The organism is Pseudomonas sp. KBS0707, from assembly GCF_005937945.2.
In the GTDB taxonomy this organism is placed as follows: Bacteria; Pseudomonadota; Gammaproteobacteria; order Pseudomonadales; family Pseudomonadaceae; genus Aquipseudomonas; species Aquipseudomonas amygdali.
This window is the reverse complement of the sequence record NZ_CP041754.1, coordinates 1,902,093-1,925,935: the sequence shown is the minus strand read 5'-3', so window position 1 is coordinate 1,925,935 and position 23,843 is coordinate 1,902,093. Positions and strand designations below refer to the sequence as shown.

Genomic DNA, 23,843 nt, shown 5'->3' with positions numbered 1-23,843 from the left:
TCAGCGCCCTGTCAGATCCTGCGCCAGTCGTTCGAGAAACCTGGCAAATGCGCTGTCTATCTGCACATCTGCTGGCGATCGAAGCCACTGAATCTGCATGCCATCCATCATCGCAACTATCTCAAGGCTGATTTGCCTGACATCAACGTCCTGGCGAATTTCACCTGCCTGAGCCAGCACATTCAGATGCGTCTGAAGATGACTGTGCACAACCTGGAAACGCTCACTGAACCAGCGGTGTGCAGGGTGCGTGACCGACAGACTTTCAGTGTTGATGATCATCAGCGCCTGGCTGACGGAGGCGTCTTCGATGCTGAAACTCATGACCTGCTTCAGAAAGGCCATGAACCCCTCCAGCGAAGCGACTTGCCCGGCGTCATGTAGCCTGGCAGCAACGTACTGATCCCTATGTTCAAGAACAGCTTGCAACAACACCAGTTTGGTCGGGAAATGATGCAGCAATCCGACCTGAGAGAGACCTGCAACCTTGGCAATGTTAGACAACGAGGCCCCCGCATAGCCATCCCGGGCGAAGATGGTCATGGCTGCCTGAATGATCTCTGCCTTGCGCACCTCCCCTTTGGGAAGACGTCGCTTCACCGCAGGTTGCTTGACTGTGGCGGGTGTATCAGAACTGTTTGAATTCACGGACATACGAAGGGCACTGTTCGCACAACGAAAGGATAAATCGTAGCATGCGACCGGAAGAAACCCGGAAAAAAGGCCTGAGCACCGATATTGACGCCCTTTAAAGAAACCCGCACGCATGCCGATGCATACCGAAGCCCGACTGTATGTCGATAGCCATAGAGAGACATACCCAAAGTACGGCACCTGACACTCGGACGCTAGGGGCACTGGCAAGCGTCGACCTCGACAGTGAGATTGCAGTGCGAAAAGCAGCCACGGGCAGTTGCCCGACCATGCAGACAATTAACGTGTGAGCCGGAGGCGCTCTGAAATACCTGACAAGAGAAGAGCTGGAAGCACAGGTCGTGCACCTGCGCGCAGCACTTGAAGAAGCCGGTATCGACGCCGGGCCGGAAAACGGCGCAGCAGCACTGCCCAGCCGGGAGGCGCGCAAGCGTGCGGCTTTTGACAGCGCGCTGGACTTTGCCATGATCCTCACGGATCCAGACGGCACCATTACCGACTGGAATCCGGGTGCAGAACAGGTGTTAGGCTGGTCCGCTGCACAAATGGTCGGGCAGGATGCGGAGTGTTTCTTCACGCCGGAGGACCGCGCCTGCGGCCGGATCGAACATGAAATGCAACTCGCTCTGAGCGTCGGCCGAGCGTCGGACGAACGCTGGCACCTGCGCAGGGATGGTCAGCTGTTCTGGGCGTCTGGCGAAATGATGCCGCTGTATGACGAGGAAAATACTCACCTTGGCTTCGTCAAGATCCTGCGCGACCGCACCCGGGAGCATCTGGTGGCACGCGCAACCGAAGAAGCCCAGGAACGTTACCGGTTGGCCGCCAAGGCTACCAATGACGCAATATGGGATTGGGATTTTACCGCCAACCACGTGCTCTGGAATGACGCACTGGAACATGCATACGGCCACCCCCTGACGACACTGGACACCTCCGGTAACTGGTGGATAGCCCAGATCCATCCCGACGACCAGACACGCATTTACCACTCTATCCATGCAGTGATTGACGGCAGCGGCACTGCCTGGACCGATGAATACCGTTTTCGCCGATTCGATGGTACTTATGCCAATGTCCTGGACCGTGGTCATGTGATACGCAACAACGAGGGCAAAGCCGTACGCATGATCGGCGCGATGCTCGACATGTCACAGATGCAACAGGCAGAAAACGCGCTGCGCCAGAGCGAAGAGCGCTCCAGAGCCATGCTGGAGACCATCGAAGCAGCGTTCGCCATCATTCAGGTCAAGTTCGATGCAGACGACAGCCCGGTAGACTACCGGTTCATCGAGGTCAATCCTGCCTTTGAACGTCAGGCCGGTGTCGATTTGCGTGGCAAGTGGGTGACCGAGTTTGCTCCAGACCTGGAGCGTTTCTGGTTTGAGGCTTATGGCCATGTCGCCAAAACCGGCGAACCTGCCAATTTCGAGAATTACGCCAAGGCGTTCGAGCGCTGGTTTGAAGTCAGAGCGGTGCGTGTCGGTGAACCGGCTGATCGACAGATTGCAGTCATCTTCAGTGACGTAACGGAAAGACGCAACGCCGAGGAGCGATTGCGCACCAGCGAAGCCGTCGCACGCGCGAACGTCGACCGCGTTCAGCTCGCCCTCGCCGCGGGTGCGATTATCGGTACCTGGCATTGGGACTTGACGGCCGACCGCTTTACCGTCGACGAAGCCTTCGCCAAGGCGTTTGGTCTTGACCCCGCTCTGGGCTTCGATGGTTTGAGTCTGGAACAGGTCATTGCCACTGTTCATCCCGAAGACAAGCAAGGCTTGATCGATGCGATCAACGCGGTCATCACCAGTGGGCGTGTTTATGCCCACCAGTATCGGGTCCGCCGTGCCGACGGCCTCTACTACTGGATCGAGGCGAACGGTCGTGTCGACCGTGCCGATGACGGCACTCCACTGAGCTTCCCGGGCGTGCTCATCAACGTCGATGAACGACGTGCTGTGGCGGCCGAGCGCGACCGGGCCACTGCAGCGCTGCGCTCGCTCAACGACACGCTTGAACAGCGCGTGGCAGCACGCACTGCGGAACTGATGCAGGCTGAAGAAAAGCTGCGTCAGTCGCAGAAAATGGAAGCTGTGGGGCAACTGACTGGCGGTCTCGCCCATGATTTCAACAACCTGCTGGCGGGCATTTCCGGTGCTCTGGAATTGATGAACACCCGTATTGCACAGGGGCGCTGGAACGATGTAGACAAATACATCGTCACCGCACAGGGCGCTGCCAAGCGCGCAGCGGCCTTGACGCACAGGCTTCTGGCCTTCTCCCGACGCCAGACACTGGACCCACAGCCGACCGACGTGAACAGGCTGATGAAAGGCATGACAGACCTTATCCAGCGCACGGTAGGCCCCAGCATCGTGGTCGAAACCATTGGCACCATAGGTCTATGGCCAACGCTGGTCGATGCAAGCCAGCTGGAGAACGCGCTGCTGAATCTGTGTATCAACGCCCGCGACGCGATGCCGGACGGCGGGCGCATCACGATCGAGGCCAACAACCAATGGATAGAAGGTGATGTGGCGCGGATGCACGATATGCCTGAGGGTCACTATCTGTCGCTGTGCGTGACCGATACCGGCACAGGCATGACGCCCGATGTCATCGCCAAGGCATTCGACCCCTTCTTCACCACCAAGCCCATTGGTCAGGGCACCGGTCTTGGTCTGTCGATGATTTACGGGTTCGCCAATCAGTCCGGCGGTCGGGTGCGCATTCAGTCGCAGGTGGGCAAAGGAACCTCGATATCCCTGTATCTGCCACGTTACGACGGTACAGCGACCAGAGACGAGAGCGATGTGCACCAGGCGCCGTTCGAGTTTACCCAGTCTGGAGAGACCATTCTGATCGTGGACGACGAACCGACGGTACGCATGCTGCTCACCGACGCGCTCGGGGATCTGGGTTATACCCTGATCGAGGCGGCCGACAGCCTGGCCGGCCTCAAACTGCTGCGCTCGGACGTGCATATCGATCTGCTCATCACCGACGTGGGCTTGCCCGGTGGCATGAACGGGCGACAGATGGCCGACGCGGGACGCGAAGTACGTCCGCATCTGAAAACCCTGTTCATCACCGGTTATGCAGAAAACGCTGCCATTGGTGACGAGCAGCTCGGGCCAGGCATGCGGGTACTGACCAAGCCGTTTGCGATTGATGCTCTGGCTGCCCGAGTCCAGGAATTGATGAGCGCCTGATGCAACCGGCTCGTTGCGATCCTGCTTCGGGCCGTCAACATTGAGCGCTGCGCGAACCCGGTGCTAACATGCGCGACCGCCATGCAGGCAAGGGAATAACCGGGTCATGAGCAGTATCCGCGAGCGCAACAAAGAACTCATCCTGCGCGCTGCCAGCGAAGAATTCGCCGACAAGGGCTTCGCCGCCAGCAAGACCAGCGATATCGCGGCCAAGGCCGGTGTCCCCAAGCCCAACGTCTATTACTACTTCAAATCCAAGGAAAACCTCTATCGCGAGGTGCTGGAAAGCATCATCGAGCCCATCCTGCAAGCGTCGACGCCGTTCAATCCTCAAGGTGTACCGGCCGACGTGCTGAGCAGCTACATCCGTTCGAAGATCCAGATTTCCCGTGACCTGCCCTTCGCCTCAAAAGTGTTCGCCAGCGAGATCATGCACGGCGCCCCGCACCTTACGTCAGAGCAGATCGAACAGCTCAATGGGCAGGCGCGGCACAATATCGAATGCATTCAAGCCTGGATCGACAGCGGGCAGATCGCCCCGCTCGATCCCCATCACCTGATGTTCACCATCTGGGCCGCGACCCAGACCTATGCAGATTTCGACTGGCAGATCGCAACCGTCACCGGCAAGGCGAAACTGGAGGACGCTGATTACGAGGCCGCGACCCGGACCATTCTCAGGCTGGTGCTCAAGGGTTGCGAGCCGGACCGCTGAACCCCACCCCGCTTTGCTGCAGACGCAAAAAACCCGCCGAAGCGGGTGGTTTTGCAACATGACCATTCCGACATCCTGTCAGTAGCCTCCTGGCAATGGTCGATCTTCCCTGATCGCTGCGGCGTTCCTTCGCTGCAGCTGTTGAATTGGATCCTACATTCACTGAGGGTCCGTCGATAGAGCCAATCGCGTCTGTTGCTGTAAGCCTTTCGCCATAGCGATGTACGCCGTTAAAAAGTGTGACCGGCCGCTCATGTTTGGTCAGGATGCGCCGAGATGCTTAAAAGGCTCTGAATCGCGCGTTGCGCGGATCGGAGTCATCAGAAGAAAAAAAATAATGCATGGGATGCCAATCATGAGTATGCGCAGTTTGTCCATCAGTCGCCGTCTGTGGCTGATTCTTGTCGTTTCAGTGCTGATGCTCTTCGTCCTGTCGGCGACGCTGCTCAGGCAGCTGCATAACGACCTGTATCAGGCCAAGGCCGAGAAAACCATGCATGTGGTGCAGACTGCCAGCGGCATCCTCTCGTTTTATCAGGGGCTTGAAGCTGCAGGCGGCATGACACGCGAGGCTGCGCAACAGCAGGCCTTGAAAGAGATAAAGAGCCTGCGTTACAGCCAGAGCGACTACTTCTGGATCAACGACCTGCGCCCGGTGATGATCATGCACCCCACCAACCCCAAACTTGAAGGCCAGGACATATCGACCATCAAGGACCCGGACGGCTTTGCGGTGTTCAACGAAATGGTCACGCTGGTAAAAGCCCAGGGTGCCGGGATGGTGAATTACCGCTGGCCCAAGCCCGGTGCCAGCGAGCCGGTGAAAAAAACTTCTTACGTGCAGCTTTTTCAGCCCTGGGGCTGGATTCTGGGGTCGGGCGTATACGTCGATGACGTAGCGTCAGAGTTCAAGGCAAAGCTATGGAACGCCGGCATCTTCATCGCAGGCATCGTGCTGGTCATGGTCCTGCTACTGGTCATGATTGTGCGCAGTATCGTGCGACCGCTGAGAGCGGCGGTCGGTGCAATGGCCAGCATCGCCAGTGGCGAAAGTGACCTGACCCGTACGCTGGAAACCCACGGCAAGGATGAAATCACCGAGCTGGGCGTTCACTTCAACGCCTTTGTCGCCAAGCTGCGCAATGTCGTCGGCCAGTTGCAGAATTCGGCAGTAGCGCTGGGCCAGGCCTCAACGGATCTGGGCAGCAATGCCGGGCAGGCGCAGAAACGCAGCGAGCAGCAGTCCCAACAAATGGACCTGGTTGCCACCGCGATCAACGAAGTGACCTATGGCGTACAAGACGTGGCCAAGAACGCCGAGCAGGCCGCCAACGAAATGCGTGATGCCGAGTCACAGGCGCAGCAGGGTCAGGTCAACATCGATAACAGCCTGCGCCAGATCGGGCACCTGTCCGCCACCATCGGCCAAGCCGTTGAAGTGATGCAGAGTCTGGCCAGCGAGAGCACGCAGATCGGCAGCGTACTGGAAGTCATCAGTTCGATTGCCGAGCAGACCAACCTGCTGGCACTGAACGCCGCCATCGAAGCGGCACGCGCAGGTGAACAGGGTCGTGGCTTTGCCGTAGTGGCTGACGAAGTACGTCTGCTGGCCCAGCGCACCCAGAAGTCGACTGCAGAAATCCAGGCCATGATCGAACGCCTGCAAAAGCATTCCGACGCGGCGGTCAAGGTAATCGGCGACAGCAGCCGTTCCTCGCAACTGACTATCGAGCAGGCCAACCAGGCAGGCCAGAGCCTGACGTCCATCAGTCAGGCGCTACGCAACCTCAATAGCCTGAACACCTCCATTGCCAGCGCTACTCTGCAACAGACGCATGTGGTGGACGACATCAACCAGAACGTGACCCAGGCCGCGCAATTGTCCCAAAGCACTGCACTCGCCGCTGAACAATCGACTTCGGCCAGCCTGCACCTGCGCGACTTGAGCGAAGAACTGAACGGGCTGCTGAAGCAGTTCCGGGTTTAAATCTGCATTGCGATGGGGTGCACGGAACCTAGTGCGCCTCTTGTTGCCTGACACCTGCTTAATCAATCGCTCATTTAGCTGCTTATTTATTGCAGGGGGTCACATGCGCACACTGGAATTGGCAGGCAGAACTGTACCAGTGCTGGGTCAGGGCACCTGGCACATGGGTGAAAAAGGGCACCTGCGCTCGGCAGAAATTGCTGGCCTTTGCCTAGGTATCGAACAGGGCCTGACCCTGATCGACACCGCCGAGATGTACGCCGACGGCGCTGCCGAAGAGATCGTCGGGCAAGCCATCACCGGGCAACGCGACAAGGTATTCGTGGTCAGCAAGGTCTACCCGCACAATGCCAGCCGCAGCGGTATCCCGGCCGCGTGCGAAGCAAGCCTGCGAAGGATGAACACCGACTATATCGACCTTTATCTGTTGCACTGGCCGGGCCAGTACCCACTGACCGAAACCGTCGAAGCCTTCGAACGCTTGCAGGAAGCGGGTAAAATCGGCGCCTGGGGTGTTTCCAACTTTGATGTCCCGGACATGATCGAGCTGAACAACCCGCGTTGCGCGACCAATCAGGTGCTGTACAACCCGGAACAACGCGGCATCGAGTTCGACCTCATGCTGTGGAGCGCTGATCGCCACCTGCCATTGATGGCGTATTGCCCGATTGGCCAGGCAGGCGATCTGCTCTATCACCCTGCCCTGCACGAAATCGCCAAACGCCATGACGCAACACCGGCGCAGATTTCCCTGGCGTGGGTGCTGCGTCAGGACAACATGATCGCCATTCCCAAGGCGACCAACCCGGAGCATATTCGTCTGAACATCGCTGCCGAGCAGATTCGCCTCACCGAGCGCGACCTGGCCGACATTGACCTGGCCTGGCCAGCGCCGACTCGCAAAGTACCGCTGGCAATGGTCTGACCGGTTTCGATGCAGTCGCAGCTGTCGATTGACTGAACGGCCGCCAGTGCGGCCGTCTCTTCATGTGACAGATGACACACCTGGCAACAAGCTGTCACAAATATGAAATAACGCCTTGTCATCATGCGGCCTTCGCCTCCCTGCCCGGGCCAGGCCGCATGTGGACAGCCATGAACCACAGTATTGCTCACCACCATCAGGACTCCGACCTTTTCGGTCTGCTCTACGGCTTCCGTTTTCGCCACGCTGAAAGTGGCCAGGAAATCGGCTCGGCCGCCGCGCTGGATTACCTGCAAAACCCTCCCGAAGAGAACGACTTCATCTGGCTGCACCTGAACCTGTCGCACGCAGCCTGCGAGCGCTGGATGAAAACCCATCTGGACCTTCCGGAAGAGTTTTTCGAGGCCCTGCATGAGGGTTCGCGTTCCACCCGAATCGAGCACGTCGACGCCACGTTGCTGGCAGTAGTCAACGATGTGGTGTTCGATTTCAACAGGCTCTCGACCGACATCTCGACCTTGTGGGTCTGCGCCCGCCAGCGCTTGCTGATCACCGCCCGGCTGCAGCCACTGCGCTCGGTAGACAAGTTGCGCTCGGCGGTCAAACGCGGCGAACAGTTCGATTCACCGCTGGAACTGCTCGCTCACCTGCTCAGTGACCAAGGCGAAGTGCTTACCCAGTTTCTGCGCAAGACCAGCGTCAACGTCGACCGCATTGAGGACCAGTTGCTTTCACAGCGACTGAGCAACAATCGCTCCGAACTCGGTGCCATGCGCCGGGTGCTGGTGCGACTGCAACGTCTGCTGGCGCTGGAACCGGGCTCTTTGATGCGCCTGTTGCACAAGCCTCCGCAATGGCTACGCGAGCAGGATGTCCAGGCGCTGCGCCAGTCCATTGAAGAGTCCTCGCTGGTGATCAACGACCTCACGGCACTGGGCGAGCGCATCAAACTGTTGCAGGAAGAGATTGCCGCCAACCTCAATGAACAGAGCAGCAGAACCCTGTTTACCCTGACCGTGGTAACGGTTCTGGCATTGCCGATCAACATTGTCGCGGGCTTTTTCGGCATGAACGTGGGGGGTGTACCACTGGCGTCCGACCCTGAAGGCTTCTGGATTCTGGTGGCACTGGTCGCGACGTTTACGCTGGTCGCGGGACGCTGGGCATTTCGCAAACGTGGCGATTATTGACCCGGCCTGCCGGTTGTCAGAAATCTGGCGCAAAAGGCCACTGATTACTCGCATGTCGCATCTCTGTCACATTTTGCAATGACCATGTCAATATTCTTTCAATCAGGATTGCGAACATGGCTATAAACGCACTTTCTCCCGATGCGACGGGCCGGGCGGGCCTGTCGGCAACTCACTTCGGGCGCAAACCGGGTCGACTGACCATGGTCATTTTCTTCGCGATACTCATCGCCGGCCTGCTATTTACTGGCTACAGCCTCAAGCAGGATGTCGATGACATGGGCACGGTGGTTACCACCTGGACCCCGTTCGTGCTGCTGGGCGTGGCGTTGCTGATTGCACTGGGGTTTGAGTTCGTCAACGGTTTCCATGACACCGCCAACGCAGTCGCAACCGTGATCTATACCCATTCCCTGCCACCCGGCTTCGCGGTGGTCTGGTCGGGGTTCTTCAACTTTCTCGGCGTGATGCTCTCCAGCGGTGCAGTAGCGTTCGGCATCATCGCACTGCTGCCGGTGGAGCTGATTCTGCAAACCGGATCATCGGCAGGCTTCGCCATGATCTTCGCCCTGCTGATCGCGGCGATCATCTGGAACCTGGGCACCTGGTGGCTGGGCTTGCCAGCGTCCTCGTCGCATACGCTGATCGGCTCAATCATCGGTGTCGGCATCGCCAACGCCTTGATGCACGGACGGGACGGCACCAGCGGCGTGGACTGGTCTCAGGCGACCAAAATAGGCTACTCACTGTTACTGTCGCCGCTAGTGGGCTTCGGCTGTGCCGCCTTGCTGTTGCTGGCCATGCGCATGCTCATCAAGAACCGCGCGCTGTACAAGGCACCAGAAGGCAATGCACCGCCACCGCTGTGGATTCGCGCCATGCTGATCGTGACCTGCACCGGCGTATCATTTGCTCATGGCTCCAATGACGGGCAGAAAGGCATGGGGCTGATCATGCTGATTCTGGTCGGTACCCTGCCGATGGCCTATGCGCTCAACCGCACCATGCCGGCCGATCAGGCCACTCAGTTCGGCGCGGTGGCAGAGGTCACCCAACAGGCACTGATGCGCAGTGCTCCCCTGCCTGCCCCGGCTGACTCGCGCCAGACCCTGTCGGATTATCTGGTCAGCAAACAGGCAGGCCCCGACCTGATCCCTGCGCTGGCGGTCATGACCGGCAAGATCGGCAATCAGGTCGCCAGTTACGGCTCGCTCTCGAAGGTGCCTGCGGAAGCGGTGACCAACGTTCGAAACGATATGTACCTCACCTCGGAAGCCATTCGGGTGATGGATAAGAACAAGGTAGGCAATTTCGACGCCGATACCCAGACCAAGCTCGATGCGTTCAAAGGGCAGATCGACAGCGCGACGCGTTTTATTCCGACCTGGGTCAAGATTGTGGTCGCTATCGCCTTGGGGCTGGGCACGATGGTCGGCTGGAAACGCATCGTCGTGACGGTAGGTGAGCGCATAGGCAAGACGCACATGACCTACGCACAAGGCGCGTCGGCAGAAGTCGTGGCAATGTTCACCATCGGCGCGGCGGACGTGTACGGGCTGCCAGTATCAACCACCCACGTGCTGTCATCCGGGGTAGCGGGGTCGATGGTCGCCAACGGTTCAGGCCTGCAAATGCGCACCTTACGCAACCTGGCCACCGCCTGGGTGTTGACCCTGCCGGCTGCCATCCTGCTTTCGGGTTCGCTGTACTGGGTGTTCAGCAAACTGTTTTGAGGTCTTCGGCGAGCGGTGCCTGCTGCCATCAAGTCTTGATGCAGGTCGCAAAGAGGACGCGGAGCGTCCAGAAATGCATGCGACGCGGAGCGTCGCACGATATATCGTTCCGCACGCTCCAGCGTGGGAATGCAGGTCGCGACGCTCTGCGTCGCACAATAGGGGTGGCGAGATTATCGTGCCTCGGGACCCGATGGTTCATCACCCTCTACGCTGGTATCGATACTCACCACCACCGACATGCCCGGCCGTAAATGCTCGAGCATTGGCTGATCGGCATCGACCACGATGCGCACCGGGATGCGCTGGGAAATCTTCACAAAGTTGCCGGTCGCGTTATCGGCAGGCAGCAGGCTGAATTCAGAACCTGCGGCAGGCGAAATTCGTTGTACGTGGCCGCGCATCTCGTGGCCGTCTAGCGCATCGACGGTAAAGCTTACCGGCTGGCCAAGGCGCACATGGGCCATCTGGGTTTCTTTCATGTTGGCAACGATCCAGCGCTGCTCGGGTACCAGCGCCATCAATTGTGCACCCGAGTTGACGTAGGCACCCAGGCGCACGCCGATCTGCCCCAACTGCCCGTCACGCGGGGCGACAATGCGGGTGTTGTCCAGGTCGATGCGCGCCAGTTCGATGGCCGCCTGAGCATTGGCCACTGAAGCTTCCAGTGAGCCACGGTTGACGATCACCGTTTGCAGATCCTCGCGGGCGATCTGCAATACGGCCCTGGCTTCAGCGACCGCGGCATTTGCCTGCGCATCGGCAGCACGGGTCACATCAAGCTCGCTTTTCGATACCGAGCCATCGGTCACCAGTGCCTGATTGCGGCGCAGATCGGCAGCACTCTTGCGGCTCTGGGCGATGCTGTTCTGCAGTTCAGCCTGGCGCTGGCCGATGGTCGCTTCGGCACTGCGTCGCTGTTGCAGGTTATTAGCCAGAGAGGCTTTCTGTACCGCCAGTTGCGCAATGGCCTGATCCAGGCGCTGGCGATAAATACGATCATCCAGACGCACCAGCAAGTCGCCGGCCTTGACGAACTGGAAGTCCTGAACCGGCACTTCGTAAACATACCCGCTCAACTGCGGCCCGATCAGCGTGGTCTGGCCCTTTACCTGGGCGTTCTCGGTGCTCTCGATCGGACTTGCGAACGGTGGCAGTTGCCAGGCGTATAGCACAACCAGCACCCCGACCAGCGCGACGGCAGCGAAAATCACCGAAGACACGACTCGCTTGCGGGTCGAGCGCGGCTTGCTGGTCACCGGCGACGTCAACGGTGCAGGTGGCGGCGCGCTGCGGGTTGCTTCTGTATCTGAGGTCGTGGATTCGTTCATGAAGATTTAACGCCGGAATTGGATACGGAAGGCGAAGCGGCAGGTGCTACAGGTGCCAACGCCAAAGGTTGAGTGGTCATTTTCAGCCACAGGACCCGGGCTGAAATCCAGATCATGGTCAGTACGGCAATCAGGGAGATCAGCATGAACACATCGTTGTAGGCCAGCACATTGGCTTCTCGGGTCGCAGCCGTAGCCATCGCGCGCATGCCTTGAGTGTTGCGCAGCGACGGGTCGGCAATCACTGAACTGTAACTGGCGCTGTAGCTCTGCAATCGCGCCTGAACCAGCGGGTCGATAAGGGTCAAGTGCTCAACGATGTGACTGGAGTGAAACTTCTCGCGCACGATCTGAAAAGTGCCCAGTGCAGCAGACCCGATCAGGCCGCCAATGTTTTGTGTGATCCCGAACAACACCGAAAAACTCACCATGTTGCGCGGGTTGGCCAGTACACCACTGATCCCCAGCACCAGCGTCGGACCGAGAAAAAACGTACCGCCGAATGCCAGCAGGAATTGACTGAGGTACATGTTCGACTGACGGGTCAGATTGGTCGAATGACTGTCCATCCAGGCACCGACTGCCATCATCGCCAGAGAAATCAGCAATGGCTTGATCAGGTGCGCAGGGTTGATGGTCAGCGCACTGACCGCCAACCCGGCCACACTTCCCAGCAACATCACCATGTACAGCGTGTGCAGTTGCTGACTGCCCATGTTCAGCGCCTGAAGAAAGCCTACGGCGCCCACTGACTGCTCGGACAGCACCACGCGAAACAGGATAACGGCCAGCCCTAGACGCAGAATAGCCCCGCTGCCGAGCCAGCGCGTGATCAGCAACGGATTGCTTCGGTTATGCTCGATGGCCAGTCCGGCGCAGATCAGCACAATGGAGGCCGCCGACGCCAGACCTATCCACTGCGCTTCCAGCCACCATTCAATGCGCCCCAGCGAGAGAACGGCACAGAGCAGCGCAAAACCGCCAGCCAACAGGCCGAAGGTCAGGAAATCCAGCTTTTCGAACGCCTTGAAACGATCACCCGGTGGCAGCTTTAGCAGCAGTACGCAACCCAGCGAGAATAGCGCCATACCCAGTTCAAACAGGTACAAACCGCGCCACTGGGCGATCTGCAACAAGTCTTCTGACACCAGCCGGGCCAGCGGCGTCGCCAGCTGGGCGGTGCCAAGCCCGAGCACCAGCGCCTTGAGCCGCCATTTCTGCGGAAACGCCTGAATCATGTAATACAGCCCAAGGGTACTGAGTGCAGCGCCAACCATGCCGTGCGCCGCACGCACGGCGATGGCTGAATCAATATCGTTGACGAACAGGTGCGCCAGCGTCACCAGTGCATAAAGCACTAGAAACAGTTCGGTGAACGCGCGCAAACCGAACTGCTGACGAAACTTCACCAGCAGCAGATTCATCGACACATTGGTCATGATGTACGCAGCCGGCAACCAGGCGATGTCCTGCGACGTCGCACCCAGCGCACCCTGCAAATAGGGCAGGTTGGCAACCACCAGCGCGTTGCCGAGCCCACCAGTCAGCGCAACGATCACCCCCACCAGCGCAAATGCCCAGCGCCGCGCATCGGAATGCAGAGGCGTCGAAGGCGAGCCGGGCATGGTTGGACGCTCATGGGCGGCCCACTCGCGCGGGGCATATTTATCAGTCATAGAGAACGGTCATGGAGACTTTCATGGGTGCACCCGAGGAATTCCCTTTTGTGACACTAATGACAGTCATAATACTCATCAGCCAGGCAATGATTCACCCCGGTCAGCCCGGCGCATTAAACTCAGTCTCGCCGCAAACGCTCTAAATAGTGGCTTTGTAAAACTTCAGGCTATGCTTAAACGCAGTTTTGCTTTGCACATTTGCGCTGCTAGGATCTTCTGCGACGCTCCAACAAGACTCGAACAAGAAGAAAGCGCAACCGAACAAGGAGTTCAGAATGAGTTCACAGGTTTCATCGGCCCGCCCGGTTCGGCAACCCTCCAGCCGGGATTCGATCGTTGTCGAGGTGCGTAACCACATGGGTCACCTGACCCTCAATCGCCCGGAAGGCCTGAACGCAATCGATCTGGATATGGTCCGCACACTTCGCCAGCAGCTTGACCTCTGGGCTGACGACCCGTCTGTTCATGCAGTGGTTCTGCGCGGCGCAGGTAGCAAAGCATTCTGCGCTGGCGGCGATATCCGTTCACTGTACGAAAGCCATCAGAACGGCCAGGACCTGCACTACACATTCTTTGCCGAAGAGTATGAGCTGGACCTGACCATTCACCGTTACCGCAAACCGATACTGGCCCTGATGGACGGTCTGGTGCTGGGCGGCGGCATGGGCCTGGTCCAGGGCGCTGACCTGCGCGTGGTAACCGAACGCAGCCGGCTAGGCATGCCGGAAGTCGCCATTGGCTACTTTCCGGATGTCGGTGGCAGTTATTTCCTGTCGCGTCTTCCAGGCGAGCTGGGCACCTGGCTGGGCGTGACCGGGTCCCAGATCGGCGCTGCCGATGCCTTGTACTGCGGGCTTGCCAACTGGTCGATGAACAGCGAAATGCTGCCGCGCCTCGACCATATGCTCGACCACCTGAAATGGAAATCGACGCCGCTCAAGGACCTGCAGGGTGCCCTCGCCAAGCTGGCGACCCAGCGCCTGCCCTACCCGCCTCTGGAAACCCTGCGCCCGGCGATTGATCATTTTTTCGGCTTGCCGGATATCCCCAGCATACTCGAGCAGTTGCAAGAGGTGGTCATCGGCGACACCCGCGAGTGGGCGCTGGATACCGTCGGCCGCATGAAGCGTCACTCGCCGCTGGCGATGGCCGTGACCCTGGAAATGCTCCGTCGTGGCCGTCACTTGCCACTACAGGATTGCTTTGCCATGGAACTGCACCTGGACCGCCAATGGTTCGAGCGCGGCGACCTGATTGAGGGCATACGCGCCCTGATAATCGATAAAGACAAGAAGCCGCAATGGAAACACGCCAGCGCGCAGGACGTCAGCAGCGCGCATGTGCAGGGTTTCTTCAGCGGTGTGGAGAATTAAGTCGTGCACGACCTTGAATTGACCGAAGAACAGGTAATGATTCGCGACATGGCGCGCGACTTTGCCCGCAACGAAATCGCCCCGCACGCCCAGGCCTGGGAAAAGGCCGGCTGGATCGATGATGCGCTGGTCGCCAAACTTGGCGAGCTGGGCCTTTTAGGCATGGTGGTGCCGGAGCAGTGGGGCGGTACCTACATCGACTATGTCGCCTATGCATTGGCGGTTGAAGAGATCTCCGCTGCCGACGCAGCTACCGGCACGCTGATGAGCGTACACAGCTCAGTTGGCTGCGGGCCAGTGCTCAATTACGGGACTGATGAGCAGAAACACACCTGGCTGGAAAAGCTCGCCACCGGTCGGGCTATAGGTTGCTTTTGCCTGACCGAACCGCATGCGGGCTCCGAAGCACATAACCTGCGCACTCGTGCCGAGTTGCAAGGTGATGAGTGGATCATCAACGGTGCCAAACAGTTCGTCAGCAACGGCAAACGCGCACAACTGGCCATTGTGTTTGCCGTGACCGACCCGCAGCTTGGTAAAAAGGGCCTGTCAGCGTTTCTGGTACCCACCGAAAACCCGGGGTTCGTGGTTGACCGCAGCGAACACAAGATGGGCATCAGGGCGTCCGACACCTGCGCCGTCACCTTGAACAATTGCCGAATCCCGGCGGCCAACCTGCTGGGCGAGCGCGGCAAGGGGCTGTCAATTGCCCTCTCCAATCTGGAAGGTGGCCGTATCGGCATCGCGGCGCAGGCCCTGGGCATCGCCCGCGCCGCGTTTGAGGCCGCGCTGGCCTATGCGCGTGAGCGCGTGCAGTTCGACAAGCCGATCATCGAGCACCAGAGCATCGCCAACCTGTTGGCCGATATGCACACCCGCATCAATGCCTCGCGGCTGTTGATTCTGCATGCCGCGCGCCTGCGCAGCGCCGGGCAGCCCTGCCTGTCCGAAGCCTCGCAAGCCAAGCTGTTCGCTTCGGAGATGGCCGAGTGGGTGTGTTCCAAAGCAATCCAGATTCATGGCGGCTACGGCTACCTGGAAGACTACCCTGTCGAAAGGTACTACCGCGACGCGCGCATCACCCAGATCTACGAAGGCTCCAGTGAGATCCAGCGTCTGCTGATTGCCCGCGAACTGCGTCACTACCTGGTCTGATAAACGCGACTGCCCCGGCGATGCCTGTCGCCGGGGCATGCTGTCAGCGCGTCATGAATCGCTCCCGCCCAAGCAGTGTCACCAGCAACGCGACCGAGTCGGCGTTTTTAAGCGTGATGTCGATACGCTTGCGAACATCGTCGTAAAACACGTCTCGAGCCTCATCTAGGGTCTTCTTACCCGCTATCCGCAGAATCGTCTGCTTACCATTACCGTCCGTTCGCCTCAAGTCGCGCCACGCGTCTTCATCCAGCTGCCTGAACAGTTTGTCGCGGTCAGTGTGGTAGGACAGGGTCTTCTGCTGTTGATAGGTCAGCTCGTTTCTGATGTGCAGTCGATACTCCGATGCATCATCCAGCAAATCAACAAATGGCGCCTGAGATTCGAGATAGGCAATGTCGTCAGTCTTGAGCACCAGGTGAGATAACTCATGAATCAGGATCGTGGCGCGATAATGCGGACCATGTTTGAATTCACCCGAGCGAATGACGTTGAGCTTGAAACGGTAGGTAGGCAAACGAAAGAACTGCTCAGTCAGAAAAACCCGCCTTAATGGGTCAGCTTCGAAGATAAACGCACTGGCGGACTCGTTGCCCACCCGGTTAATGCCGACCACGTAACGCTTGGAGTCGATAGGCGACATCGAAGGGCTCATCAACTCCTCGTAAATCTTGGTAACGGCCTTTTTGGTGACTTTATACACATGCTCATCCGGGACCTTCTGAGCAAAAAAATCAGCCAGTATCTTTTCCGTCCGTGGATCTGGCTTTCCGTCCGGCGATCGCCTGGTCAGGTTGGCCAGGCAGTTTTCCAGATAATGCTGAGCCTGAACATATGCATCTTCGATGGCCTGGGCCATTTCTCGATAGGAATGTCGAATCTCGGACATACCTCGAGCATTGATGACTATCAGGTCGTCAACCAGATCATCAATGACGCTGCCTTCAATACGGGTAAGCGCACCACCGCCACCTTTTAGTCCGCCCTGAATATCGAGTTTCCATTGCTGATCGGCATCAAGACTGACCGAGGGGCCAATCTTCTTGCCCGCAATAATGAACCAACCGTCCTCATCGGACTGCAATTCATAAGTCTTACCACCAATGGCTGCATACTTTCTATCGGTGGCCGGATCGCGGTAGACACTTAACAGCTCATCCCTTTGCAGCGTGTCCAAGGCGATCTCATGAGCTTCGAATTCGCGCAGGCGGTCTCTTATCTGCTGCGTCAGTGAGCTATTGCTCCAGGAAAACCCGGACTCATTGGGCTCATCTTCCAGTTGCAAAAGCGTGTCGGACAGAGCAGCGTCGTCCGGTAACGTGCTGGTCTCGTCAACCGTACGTGATGTGAATGCCGAAGAGTTCTGCCCGGAAGAGATCATTACGCTCAAGGCAGCCATGAACTCCGACAGGGCCTTGCCCCAGTGCTGCCCCCCGGCCGAGATGACCGACAGATTCAATAGCGCCTGCCCCTGGATGATACCAACCAATGCACCCAGACGCCCCGGCATCAGTGCCATGACTTGCTCGGCCCCCAGAGTGAACAGGTACCGGGAAGCAGCGCGGCGCTGTTCGGCATTAGTGACGCTGTGCTGTTGCACTTGTAACTTCAGGGTATCCAGAGCGCCCTCGAACATCAGCAGCAGACAGTTACCGTTATAGGGATCGATTTGCACGGTCACCGGTGCAGGAGTATCAAAGGGCACGTCAAAAGAGGATTCTGCACTGAAAGGTAGATGCGGCTCCACGAAGCCACCTTTGTCATAGACTTTGCGCAAATGGGGATCAACACGATCCAGAATGTACGCTTGAAGATAGGTAGAGGTATGGATGTCCCTCAACAGCGCAGCCTGGTCCGGGTACTCCTTGAAAACAAATTCGTCGTGCAGTGGCGCGTAAAGCACCCACGGTCCCGATTGGCTTTCATGCGGCCCCATCAGATACGTATTGAGTACGAGGGTCGGCTCCCAGCCTTCCTTGGCAGGGAGCAACTGCAGGGGGCTGAATACCATCTTGCAGCCGTTGACGGGAAGGCGTGCAATGGCATCAGGCATATCAAGAACGTTTTCGATAACCATATAAGCTTGCTCGGACAACTCATTCTTGAGCCTGAGCGCAAACGCTCGCAGTATATCCAGCGAAGGGATCTGATCGACGAACAGTTTGCGTCGCTTGAGGTAATCAGGAGCAGTCGCGGCAAGGATCGGCTCGAGCATGCTCCGGTAACCCGCAGCGATGTCCAGCGACCTCACCAGATCACGAACGTAAGCCGGAGTGAGCGACGCGTTCAGTGGCTTATCGTCCGCTGATGAGAGAAGGATGACCCCGTCCTGCCTGGACAGGAAACGGTCGATGGCATATTCCACAAGGGTTTCGCTGACTGATTGTGTGGCCGCCGGTATCGACTGGGGTGTCTGCCCCGGTGCGACCGGGACGGGAATGTAATGCGCCATTGTCACCCGGACGCTTTCAGGGTCAGGGCGAGGCTCGGTGAAATCGGTGTTGAACCTGCTTTTCAGTCGCTCGCAGGAGTAGTCATAGAGACTGGGTATATCAAACAAAAAATCTTTCTGGCCGACACAGGTCACATAGAACCGCTGCAGGGCATTCACCAGCGTAATCTGATCATTCCCCGACGCTTCGCTGACCCATGAAGGGACGATGGCTTTGTAGATGATGAACTGGATGGCAACGCCCAGATAGCCAAGAGCCTGGCGATTTCGGTCATCGCGCTCTCCTGCACTCAGCAGGTTGACGAAAAGTTCTGACGGTACCCGCCAAGTCACGGCCTGCTGATAAAGATACGCCACGGTGCTTCGCTGACGTTCCACCTCGCCACGTTGTAACGTTTCGATGAAATGCTCTTCAATGCGTTGCAGTTTTACCTTGAGATCCAGCGTGCCAGTCCGGGTACGATGATCAAGCAGCCTCTGCCTGTCCGGCTCGGCAAGAACCCCCGACAAGTGCGAAACCAGTTCGAAACCTGTCAACCGCGCAGCAATGTAGTCTTTCAGTGCCTGCAGGGTTTCGAAACATACAAGTCCCTTGCTCAGTACCCACAGAGCGGGCGAGCTGTGAGCAAGCCTGTTATTGATCACGAACGCGTTGGGCACCTGGATTGCAGGTGATTCAGGATCGAACTGAACAGAAACGGTGAACGCATCGACCTGTGACTCACCCAGCGCCTCCCTGAGACCAGGCAGTGGCCGGTCCAGTAATTGCTGAACGCTCTCGATGACCGACTCGGGAAGCAAACCTGTACGCTTTTCAACAAGCAAATCCAGGCGCAGTGCATACTCGCGGACCAGGCCGGATATCACACCGGGGCGCTCGCTGCTATCCAGCTGACGAACCGTACGTGAATAGAATTGGCTGATTTGCTCTTCGAAGCGGCGAGGAAACTCCTCCTGTACACAGACCAGTATGTGTTCGAGCAATGCCAACGGCAGGCGTTGCAATGGCCGATTCAGAACCGGAGTTATCAGCCCTGCCACCACCACGCTGTCTGACAGGGGGTCCTGCGTGTAGCCGCAAACGCGGTCAAGCGCCAACGAAAGCAGCCGCACAGGCACCGCATCCATGGCAGCCGGCAAGATCCAAAGGGCGCGGGCATCCAGAGGTGGTCCTCCAATTACAGCCAGGTAACGGTTCAGCGCGTGACGCATGCAGCCCTCTACACCGGCATGCAGAACATCAACGCGCTCAAGCAACACATCAAGCTTCTTCAGTTTGCCAATCCAGTTGTAAGAAGGCTCGGAAACAAGCTTCGGATGCTCCCCCACGCTAGCCTGGATCGAGGCTCCCCAGGTTTGGCCAAAGGGCAGCACTTCCGGACGCCAGCGCCCTGAGTCGTGGAGGTTTGATAGCCGGCCATCCAGGAGTCCGCGAATATCCAGTGCATCATCAACCCGAACCGGATTTTTTTCATATTGGATCGGTGGCAGGCCCAGGACATAACGCAGATTGCGCTTTTGCAGAGCGATCACAGAGTCAGCGAATTCACTGAAAAACACGTTGGCGAACGCATCCTGATACGACTCGACCTTACCCTTCTCTTTAATGGCAAGGTGATCGTTCAGGGATGAATAAAACAGCAGCTCGGCACGTAAGGGGTCGCTCAGTACGTGCGCTATTGCACGAGCCGGATCATCAAAGCGCAAGAAGCCCGACAGCGAGAAGTAGAGAAACGCACTCGACGGCTGTTCTGCGGGAAAATCAATCAGGAACACGCCCACCAGCTTGACAGGCTCCTGTCCCGCAACGGTGACTGACAACCGTTGAACGCGTATCGACTGTGCATTCCCAGGTTGCGAGGGTAACAGGCTGAGCAAACAGCGATACTCTGCTTCAGTCATCGTGCCATGTGCCCGGCTCGATAAAAGATGCTGAAGAAAACACTCAGCGAGCGCATGACCAATAAAGTCTCTTACTGTACGGCCGTCCTGTCGTTTTGACATCCAGTAGTCAGACAGCAATTGCTCGTATGCATCGCGGACTCCCGAAACCACGTCAGCCAGCGCCAGCTCGAAAAGCTCGCTCTGCGCTTGCGGCAAGACAAGGCCCCGCGCATCCAGAAATTGCCGTATCAGCCCCGTCGGAAGAACGTTCAGGGAAAATGCCTGCACAGCAGCATCAGCCAGATACTGAGTGCCCACTACCGATGACACCACCGGATTGGCTCCGGGGTCAGTGCCCAGAATCTGCACCACCTGACTGAAAACGTCGACGCTGTCTGCGACGCCTCTCTGCACTAACGCCGTCTGCAAGGCCTTGCCTGCCGCAGCTCGCAGGTCCGGCAGCTCCTGCAACTGGACCAACAGGCGTTCCAGATGCCCGGCCTGCTGGCGCATGATCGCCAGCGTACGCGCTTCGAAGAGCGAGCCCTCGACACGCTCTGCCTCGATAGTCGATATATCGCTGACGTCGCCAAACCGCTGCTGCAAGGCAATTAGCAGCGAAGTGCGGCTCTCGAATCGCTCAACCCCGAAGGTCAGGGTACTCAAAAAGACTGGCGCGACACCTGGCGTGGGGTCGCTGATTAACAAGGCACCCGCAAGTTCGGCGTTATCGGGCGAATTGTCGCCTATGATCAGCCGATCAGCTCTTGGACGGGGTGCATCGCTGTTGGGCTCAACACTTACTCCGACCAATAATTGCAGCCACTTGCCATCTTCACTGCTGATGCGTGAGCTGCCGACTGCGTCATGAATGTCCTGTGTGAATCGGCTGCGCAGAGAGTCGCTGAAAAAATAGGGAAGTACTGTTGGCATGTGCTGTTTCCTTTGAATAGCCCTCATCGCTCACTGCGCCGGGGCACGTGGCAGAGGAAAAGGAAACAGCTTATTGAGGTAGCACGACGCGCCTGCGTTACATAAAGCAATGGGGCCGCAGGCGCACGTCGCTCACATCAGTTAACGGAAGGCTGGACGTTCTTTTCAACCCATGCAGCGAAGGCGTTGATGAACTTCTCCAGAAATGGCCGTGTCTTGTCGGACAGTGCGCCCGCTTCATCGAAAAAGCTTCCAGCGCCACCCAGGTATGCCTCAGGCTGCTGAAGGCACAGCACGTCCAGAAATACCAGAGACTGGCGCAGGTGATGGTTGGCACCAAAGCCACCGACAGCACCCGGAGAAGCGCTTATGACCGCGCCGGGTTTGCCGCTGAAAGCGCTTTTGCCGTAAGGACGCGAGCCCACATCAATGGCATTTTTCAGGGCACCCGGCACCGAACGGTTGTATTCCGGTGTTACAAAAAGCACGCCGTCGGCAGCGCCCAACTGGTCGCGAAATGCACTGTAGGCTGGCGGCGGAGAAGCGCCATCAATGTCTTCGTTATACAGAGGCAAATCGCCAATTTCGACGATATTCAGTTTAAGGCTGGCAGGTGCCAGCTCCGCGAGGGCAAGCGCAATTTTTCGGTTGATGGAGTCTTTTCGCAGACTGCCGACCAATACGGCAATGGTATGAACCTGGCTCATGAAAATATCCGTCATCTGATTAATAGGGAAGATCAGGTATACAACAACAGCCGCCTTTAGACGACCATTGCCCTGGTCAATTCCCCGACGCGCCACAACCGCCCGGATTATTTTTTTTCTGCCGGCAAACTCACCTATAGATCAGTGGTCTACTAGCCTCGATGGATTCGTAAACCAGCAGTTATATTCAGTTTCAGAGGTTACAGAGCAAATGGCTTCAGTTCTCGTCGGACAATTTCATGCCAGAGACGCCGAAGGTCGCGTCTACCCGGTCCATGAATTCCAGGAATCGCAGCCGGGTGAGGTGCAGGGCGGGCAGCCGGTAATCACTTACAGACTGGCAATTGGTGACCGGGTCAAGCATCTGGGCGGTGAAGACTTTCAACTGGTGCAATCGGGCGTGAAAATCACCCGTACAACGCCGTAATACAAACAGAACTCCCGCTCGAGCTACCGCTGCCAGCGGGAAGTTGCTAGTCAGAAAAGATCAGATACCAGAAAATCGCCGTTTCACGTGTGTTGGGATCTATGCCTCGATAGCGCATATGATCCACCCCGCCTACCACGTATCCACAACGCTCATACAACCTGCAGGCACCCAGGTTATTGTTCTGGGTTTCCAGAACGATGCCGGGCAGATTGCGCTTGCGGCTCCAGAATTGAGCGACATCGAGCAATGAACGCGCGACCCCATGACGACGCGCCGACTCGTCTACCGCCAATTCATCGATATAGGCGAACCCGCTCCAGTGAGTGCTCATCACGATATGGCCAACCGGGCGGTCATCCAGCCAGGCCACCATCACCGAACTCGTGGCGGCATCGCGATGATCGGCAAACTCCTGAGAATCGATACCATAATTCTTGCTGTACGGCTCGACCGACTCAACCTGCCATGAATCAACGCTTTCGCCGATACGCGGTTGGGCATAGCCAAGCACTGTAAACGTGAATTCGCTATTGAGAATGTAGTCCTCGAAGCATTCGTCTGCGATCCGAATGCTCAAGGCAGGGTTTGCCACGTTCATGTCACCACTCGCTGGTTGCTGTCAGGAGGACGTCTGCGCTGCGGCTTCCAGCATTTGTACCCACAAAGCAGGTGCACCGGATGCCTTGGCAATGGTGCTCATACGGACTTCATGCTCGGCCAGTTCACTTTCCGAAGCACGAATGATGCGGCAAGGTTTGCGATCGGCAGGCAAACGGCGGATTTCGCTGCCTCGGTTGCCAGAGCCTTCACCGGAGCCGTTGCCGTCAGAGGCATTACCAGCCAGCGACAGGCTGGTCTGTCCGCCGGTCATCGCCAGGTAGACGTCGGCCAGAATTTCAGAGTCGAGCAGTGCGCCGTGCAGCTCGCGGCCCGAGTTGTCGACGCCGTAGCGCTTGCACAGGGCATCCAGACTGTTGCGCTGCCCCGGATGGCGCTCGCGGGCCATCATCAGGGTGTCGAGGATCGAACAGTGCTGGGTGATATCAGCCCTGTCCTGCGAACCCATCAAGGCAAATTCGTTGTTGATGAAGCCAACATCGAACGCTGCGTTGTGAATGATCAGTTGCGCGCCTTTGATGAATTCGAAAAATTCATCGGCGACTTCGGCAAACCGGGGCTTGCCGACCAGAAATTCGTTGGTGATACCGTGAACGCCAATCGCGCCTTCGTCACTTTCGCGATCAGGTTGCAGGTAGACGTGAAAATGCCGACCGGTCAGGCGCCGGCCAATCAACTCGACACAACCGATCTCGATGATCCGGTGACCATCTGTCACCGGCATACCGGTGGTTTCGGTATCGAGAACGATTGATCTGTTATCCAGGTTTTGTAATGCCATTGACTGTCGCCTCATCTACAGGCCGCGATTCTAACACGCCATGGAAGCTGCGAGCCTGTCGGATCCATCCGCAATTGAAAGGGA

16 protein-coding genes are annotated in these 23,843 nt (G+C 57.9%); 9 read left to right on the top strand and 7 right to left on the bottom strand.

Annotation, left to right across the window (positions count from 1 at the left end):
* Nucleotides 1-654, bottom strand: a complete 654-nt coding sequence (locus FFH21_RS09130) for a TetR/AcrR family transcriptional regulator (protein WP_032704098.1) — start codon at nucleotides 652-654, stop codon at nucleotides 1-3.
* A 341-nt stretch (nucleotides 655-995) separates the two neighbouring features.
* Here FFH21_RS09130 and FFH21_RS09125 point away from each other — a divergent pair, with 341 nt between their 5' ends.
* The 6 genes from FFH21_RS09125 to FFH21_RS09100 all read left to right on the top strand — a co-directional run bounded on the left by FFH21_RS09125 (nucleotide 996) and on the right by FFH21_RS09100 (nucleotide 10,416).
* Nucleotides 996-3,866: a PAS domain-containing protein gene (locus FFH21_RS09125; protein WP_011168186.1), complete on the top strand. Its 2,871-nt coding sequence runs from the start codon at nucleotides 996-998 to the stop codon at nucleotides 3,864-3,866.
* Between the two features lie 106 nt (nucleotides 3,867-3,972).
* Nucleotides 3,973-4,581, top strand: a complete 609-nt coding sequence (locus FFH21_RS09120; protein ID WP_004660707.1) for a TetR/AcrR family transcriptional regulator — start codon at nucleotides 3,973-3,975, stop codon at nucleotides 4,579-4,581.
* Nucleotides 4,582-4,936: 355 nt separating this feature from the next.
* Entirely contained in the window at nucleotides 4,937-6,568 is a 1,632-nt protein-coding gene (locus FFH21_RS09115) for a methyl-accepting chemotaxis protein (RefSeq protein ID WP_081002624.1), read from the top strand.
* A 103-nt stretch (nucleotides 6,569-6,671) separates the two neighbouring features.
* Complete coding sequence (locus FFH21_RS09110; protein WP_011168184.1) at nucleotides 6,672-7,493, top strand: aldo/keto reductase; 822 nt, start codon at nucleotides 6,672-6,674, stop codon at nucleotides 7,491-7,493.
* A gap of 170 nt (nucleotides 7,494-7,663) precedes the next feature.
* Nucleotides 7,664-8,683, top strand: a complete 1,020-nt coding sequence (locus FFH21_RS09105; RefSeq protein WP_002552763.1) for a transporter — start codon at nucleotides 7,664-7,666, stop codon at nucleotides 8,681-8,683.
* Nucleotides 8,684-8,799: 116 nt separating this feature from the next.
* A complete protein-coding gene (locus FFH21_RS09100) occupies nucleotides 8,800-10,416 on the top strand; it encodes an inorganic phosphate transporter (RefSeq protein ID WP_011168182.1) in 1,617 nt (538 codons plus the stop codon).
* A gap of 173 nt (nucleotides 10,417-10,589) precedes the next feature.
* Here the strand turns inward: FFH21_RS09100 and FFH21_RS09090 are convergent, their stop codons facing one another.
* Nucleotides 10,590-11,747: an HlyD family secretion protein gene (locus tag FFH21_RS09090; RefSeq protein WP_011168181.1), complete on the bottom strand. Its 1,158-nt coding sequence runs from the start codon at nucleotides 11,745-11,747 to the stop codon at nucleotides 10,590-10,592.
* Nucleotides 11,744-13,423, bottom strand: a complete 1,680-nt coding sequence (locus FFH21_RS09085) for an MFS transporter (protein WP_041924490.1) — start codon at nucleotides 13,421-13,423, stop codon at nucleotides 11,744-11,746. The genes FFH21_RS09090 and FFH21_RS09085 overlap by 4 nt, the downstream gene beginning before the upstream one ends.
* Before the next feature lie 278 nt (nucleotides 13,424-13,701).
* Here FFH21_RS09085 and FFH21_RS09075 point away from each other — a divergent pair, with 278 nt between their 5' ends.
* Nucleotides 13,702-14,799 (top strand): enoyl-CoA hydratase/isomerase family protein, encoded by a 1,098-nt coding sequence (locus FFH21_RS09075; RefSeq protein WP_011168179.1) that lies wholly within the window; start codon nucleotides 13,702-13,704, stop codon nucleotides 14,797-14,799.
* A gap of 3 nt (nucleotides 14,800-14,802) precedes the next feature.
* A complete protein-coding gene (locus FFH21_RS09070) occupies nucleotides 14,803-15,954 on the top strand; it encodes an acyl-CoA dehydrogenase family protein (protein ID WP_011168178.1) in 1,152 nt (383 codons plus the stop codon).
* Between the two features lie 43 nt (nucleotides 15,955-15,997).
* Here FFH21_RS09070 and FFH21_RS09065 read toward each other — a convergent pair whose 3' ends face one another.
* Nucleotides 15,998-21,223, bottom strand: coding sequence for a dermonecrotic toxin domain-containing protein (locus FFH21_RS09065; RefSeq protein WP_011168177.1), 5,226 nt, complete (start codon nucleotides 21,221-21,223; stop codon nucleotides 15,998-16,000).
* 137 nt (nucleotides 21,224-21,360) lie between these two features.
* Nucleotides 21,361-21,930 carry an NADPH-dependent FMN reductase gene (locus FFH21_RS09060; protein WP_004660698.1) on the bottom strand — a complete coding sequence of 190 codons (570 nt, stop codon included), beginning with the start codon at nucleotides 21,928-21,930 and terminating at the stop codon, nucleotides 21,361-21,363.
* Between the two features lie 211 nt (nucleotides 21,931-22,141).
* On the opposite strand from FFH21_RS09060, the gene FFH21_RS09055 reads away from it, so the two are divergent.
* Complete coding sequence (locus FFH21_RS09055) at nucleotides 22,142-22,357, top strand: hypothetical protein (protein ID WP_002552753.1); 216 nt, start codon at nucleotides 22,142-22,144, stop codon at nucleotides 22,355-22,357.
* A gap of 46 nt (nucleotides 22,358-22,403) precedes the next feature.
* Here the strand turns inward: FFH21_RS09055 and FFH21_RS09050 are convergent, their stop codons facing one another.
* A complete protein-coding gene (locus tag FFH21_RS09050; RefSeq protein ID WP_011168175.1) occupies nucleotides 22,404-22,958 on the bottom strand; it encodes a GNAT family N-acetyltransferase in 555 nt (184 codons plus the stop codon).
* A 21-nt stretch (nucleotides 22,959-22,979) separates the two neighbouring features.
* Nucleotides 22,980-23,759, bottom strand: a complete 780-nt coding sequence (dnaQ, locus tag FFH21_RS09045; protein ID WP_002552751.1) for a DNA polymerase III subunit epsilon — start codon at nucleotides 23,757-23,759, stop codon at nucleotides 22,980-22,982.
* Between the last annotated feature and the right edge of the window lie 84 nt (nucleotides 23,760-23,843).

Excerpts from the sequence above, each read along its gene's own strand:
- FFH21_RS09130 (WP_032704098.1), bottom strand. The coding sequence starts at position 654 with ATGTCCGTGAATTCAAACAGTTCTGATACACCCGCCACAGTCAAGCAA.
- FFH21_RS09120 (WP_004660707.1), top strand. The coding sequence starts at position 3,973 with ATGAGCAGTATCCGCGAGCGCAACAAAGAACTCATCCTGCGCGCTGCC.
- FFH21_RS09115 (WP_081002624.1), top strand. The coding sequence starts at position 4,937 with ATGAGTATGCGCAGTTTGTCCATCAGTCGCCGTCTGTGGCTGATTCTT.
- FFH21_RS09110 (WP_011168184.1), top strand. The coding sequence starts at position 6,672 with ATGCGCACACTGGAATTGGCAGGCAGAACTGTACCAGTGCTGGGTCAG.
- FFH21_RS09105 (WP_002552763.1), top strand. The coding sequence starts at position 7,664 with ATGAACCACAGTATTGCTCACCACCATCAGGACTCCGACCTTTTCGGT.
- FFH21_RS09100 (WP_011168182.1), top strand. The coding sequence starts at position 8,800 with ATGGCTATAAACGCACTTTCTCCCGATGCGACGGGCCGGGCGGGCCTG.
- FFH21_RS09090 (WP_011168181.1), bottom strand. The coding sequence starts at position 11,747 with ATGAACGAATCCACGACCTCAGATACAGAAGCAACCCGCAGCGCGCCG.
- FFH21_RS09085 (WP_041924490.1), bottom strand. The coding sequence starts at position 13,423 with ATGACTGATAAATATGCCCCGCGCGAGTGGGCCGCCCATGAGCGTCCA.
- FFH21_RS09075 (WP_011168179.1), top strand. The coding sequence starts at position 13,702 with ATGAGTTCACAGGTTTCATCGGCCCGCCCGGTTCGGCAACCCTCCAGC.
- FFH21_RS09065 (WP_011168177.1), bottom strand. The coding sequence starts at position 21,223 with ATGCCAACAGTACTTCCCTATTTTTTCAGCGACTCTCTGCGCAGCCGA.
- FFH21_RS09060 (WP_004660698.1), bottom strand. The coding sequence starts at position 21,930 with ATGAGCCAGGTTCATACCATTGCCGTATTGGTCGGCAGTCTGCGAAAA.
- FFH21_RS09055 (WP_002552753.1), top strand. The coding sequence starts at position 22,142 with ATGGCTTCAGTTCTCGTCGGACAATTTCATGCCAGAGACGCCGAAGGT.
- FFH21_RS09050 (WP_011168175.1), bottom strand. The coding sequence starts at position 22,958 with ATGAACGTGGCAAACCCTGCCTTGAGCATTCGGATCGCAGACGAATGC.
- dnaQ (WP_002552751.1), bottom strand. The coding sequence starts at position 23,759 with ATGGCATTACAAAACCTGGATAACAGATCAATCGTTCTCGATACCGAA.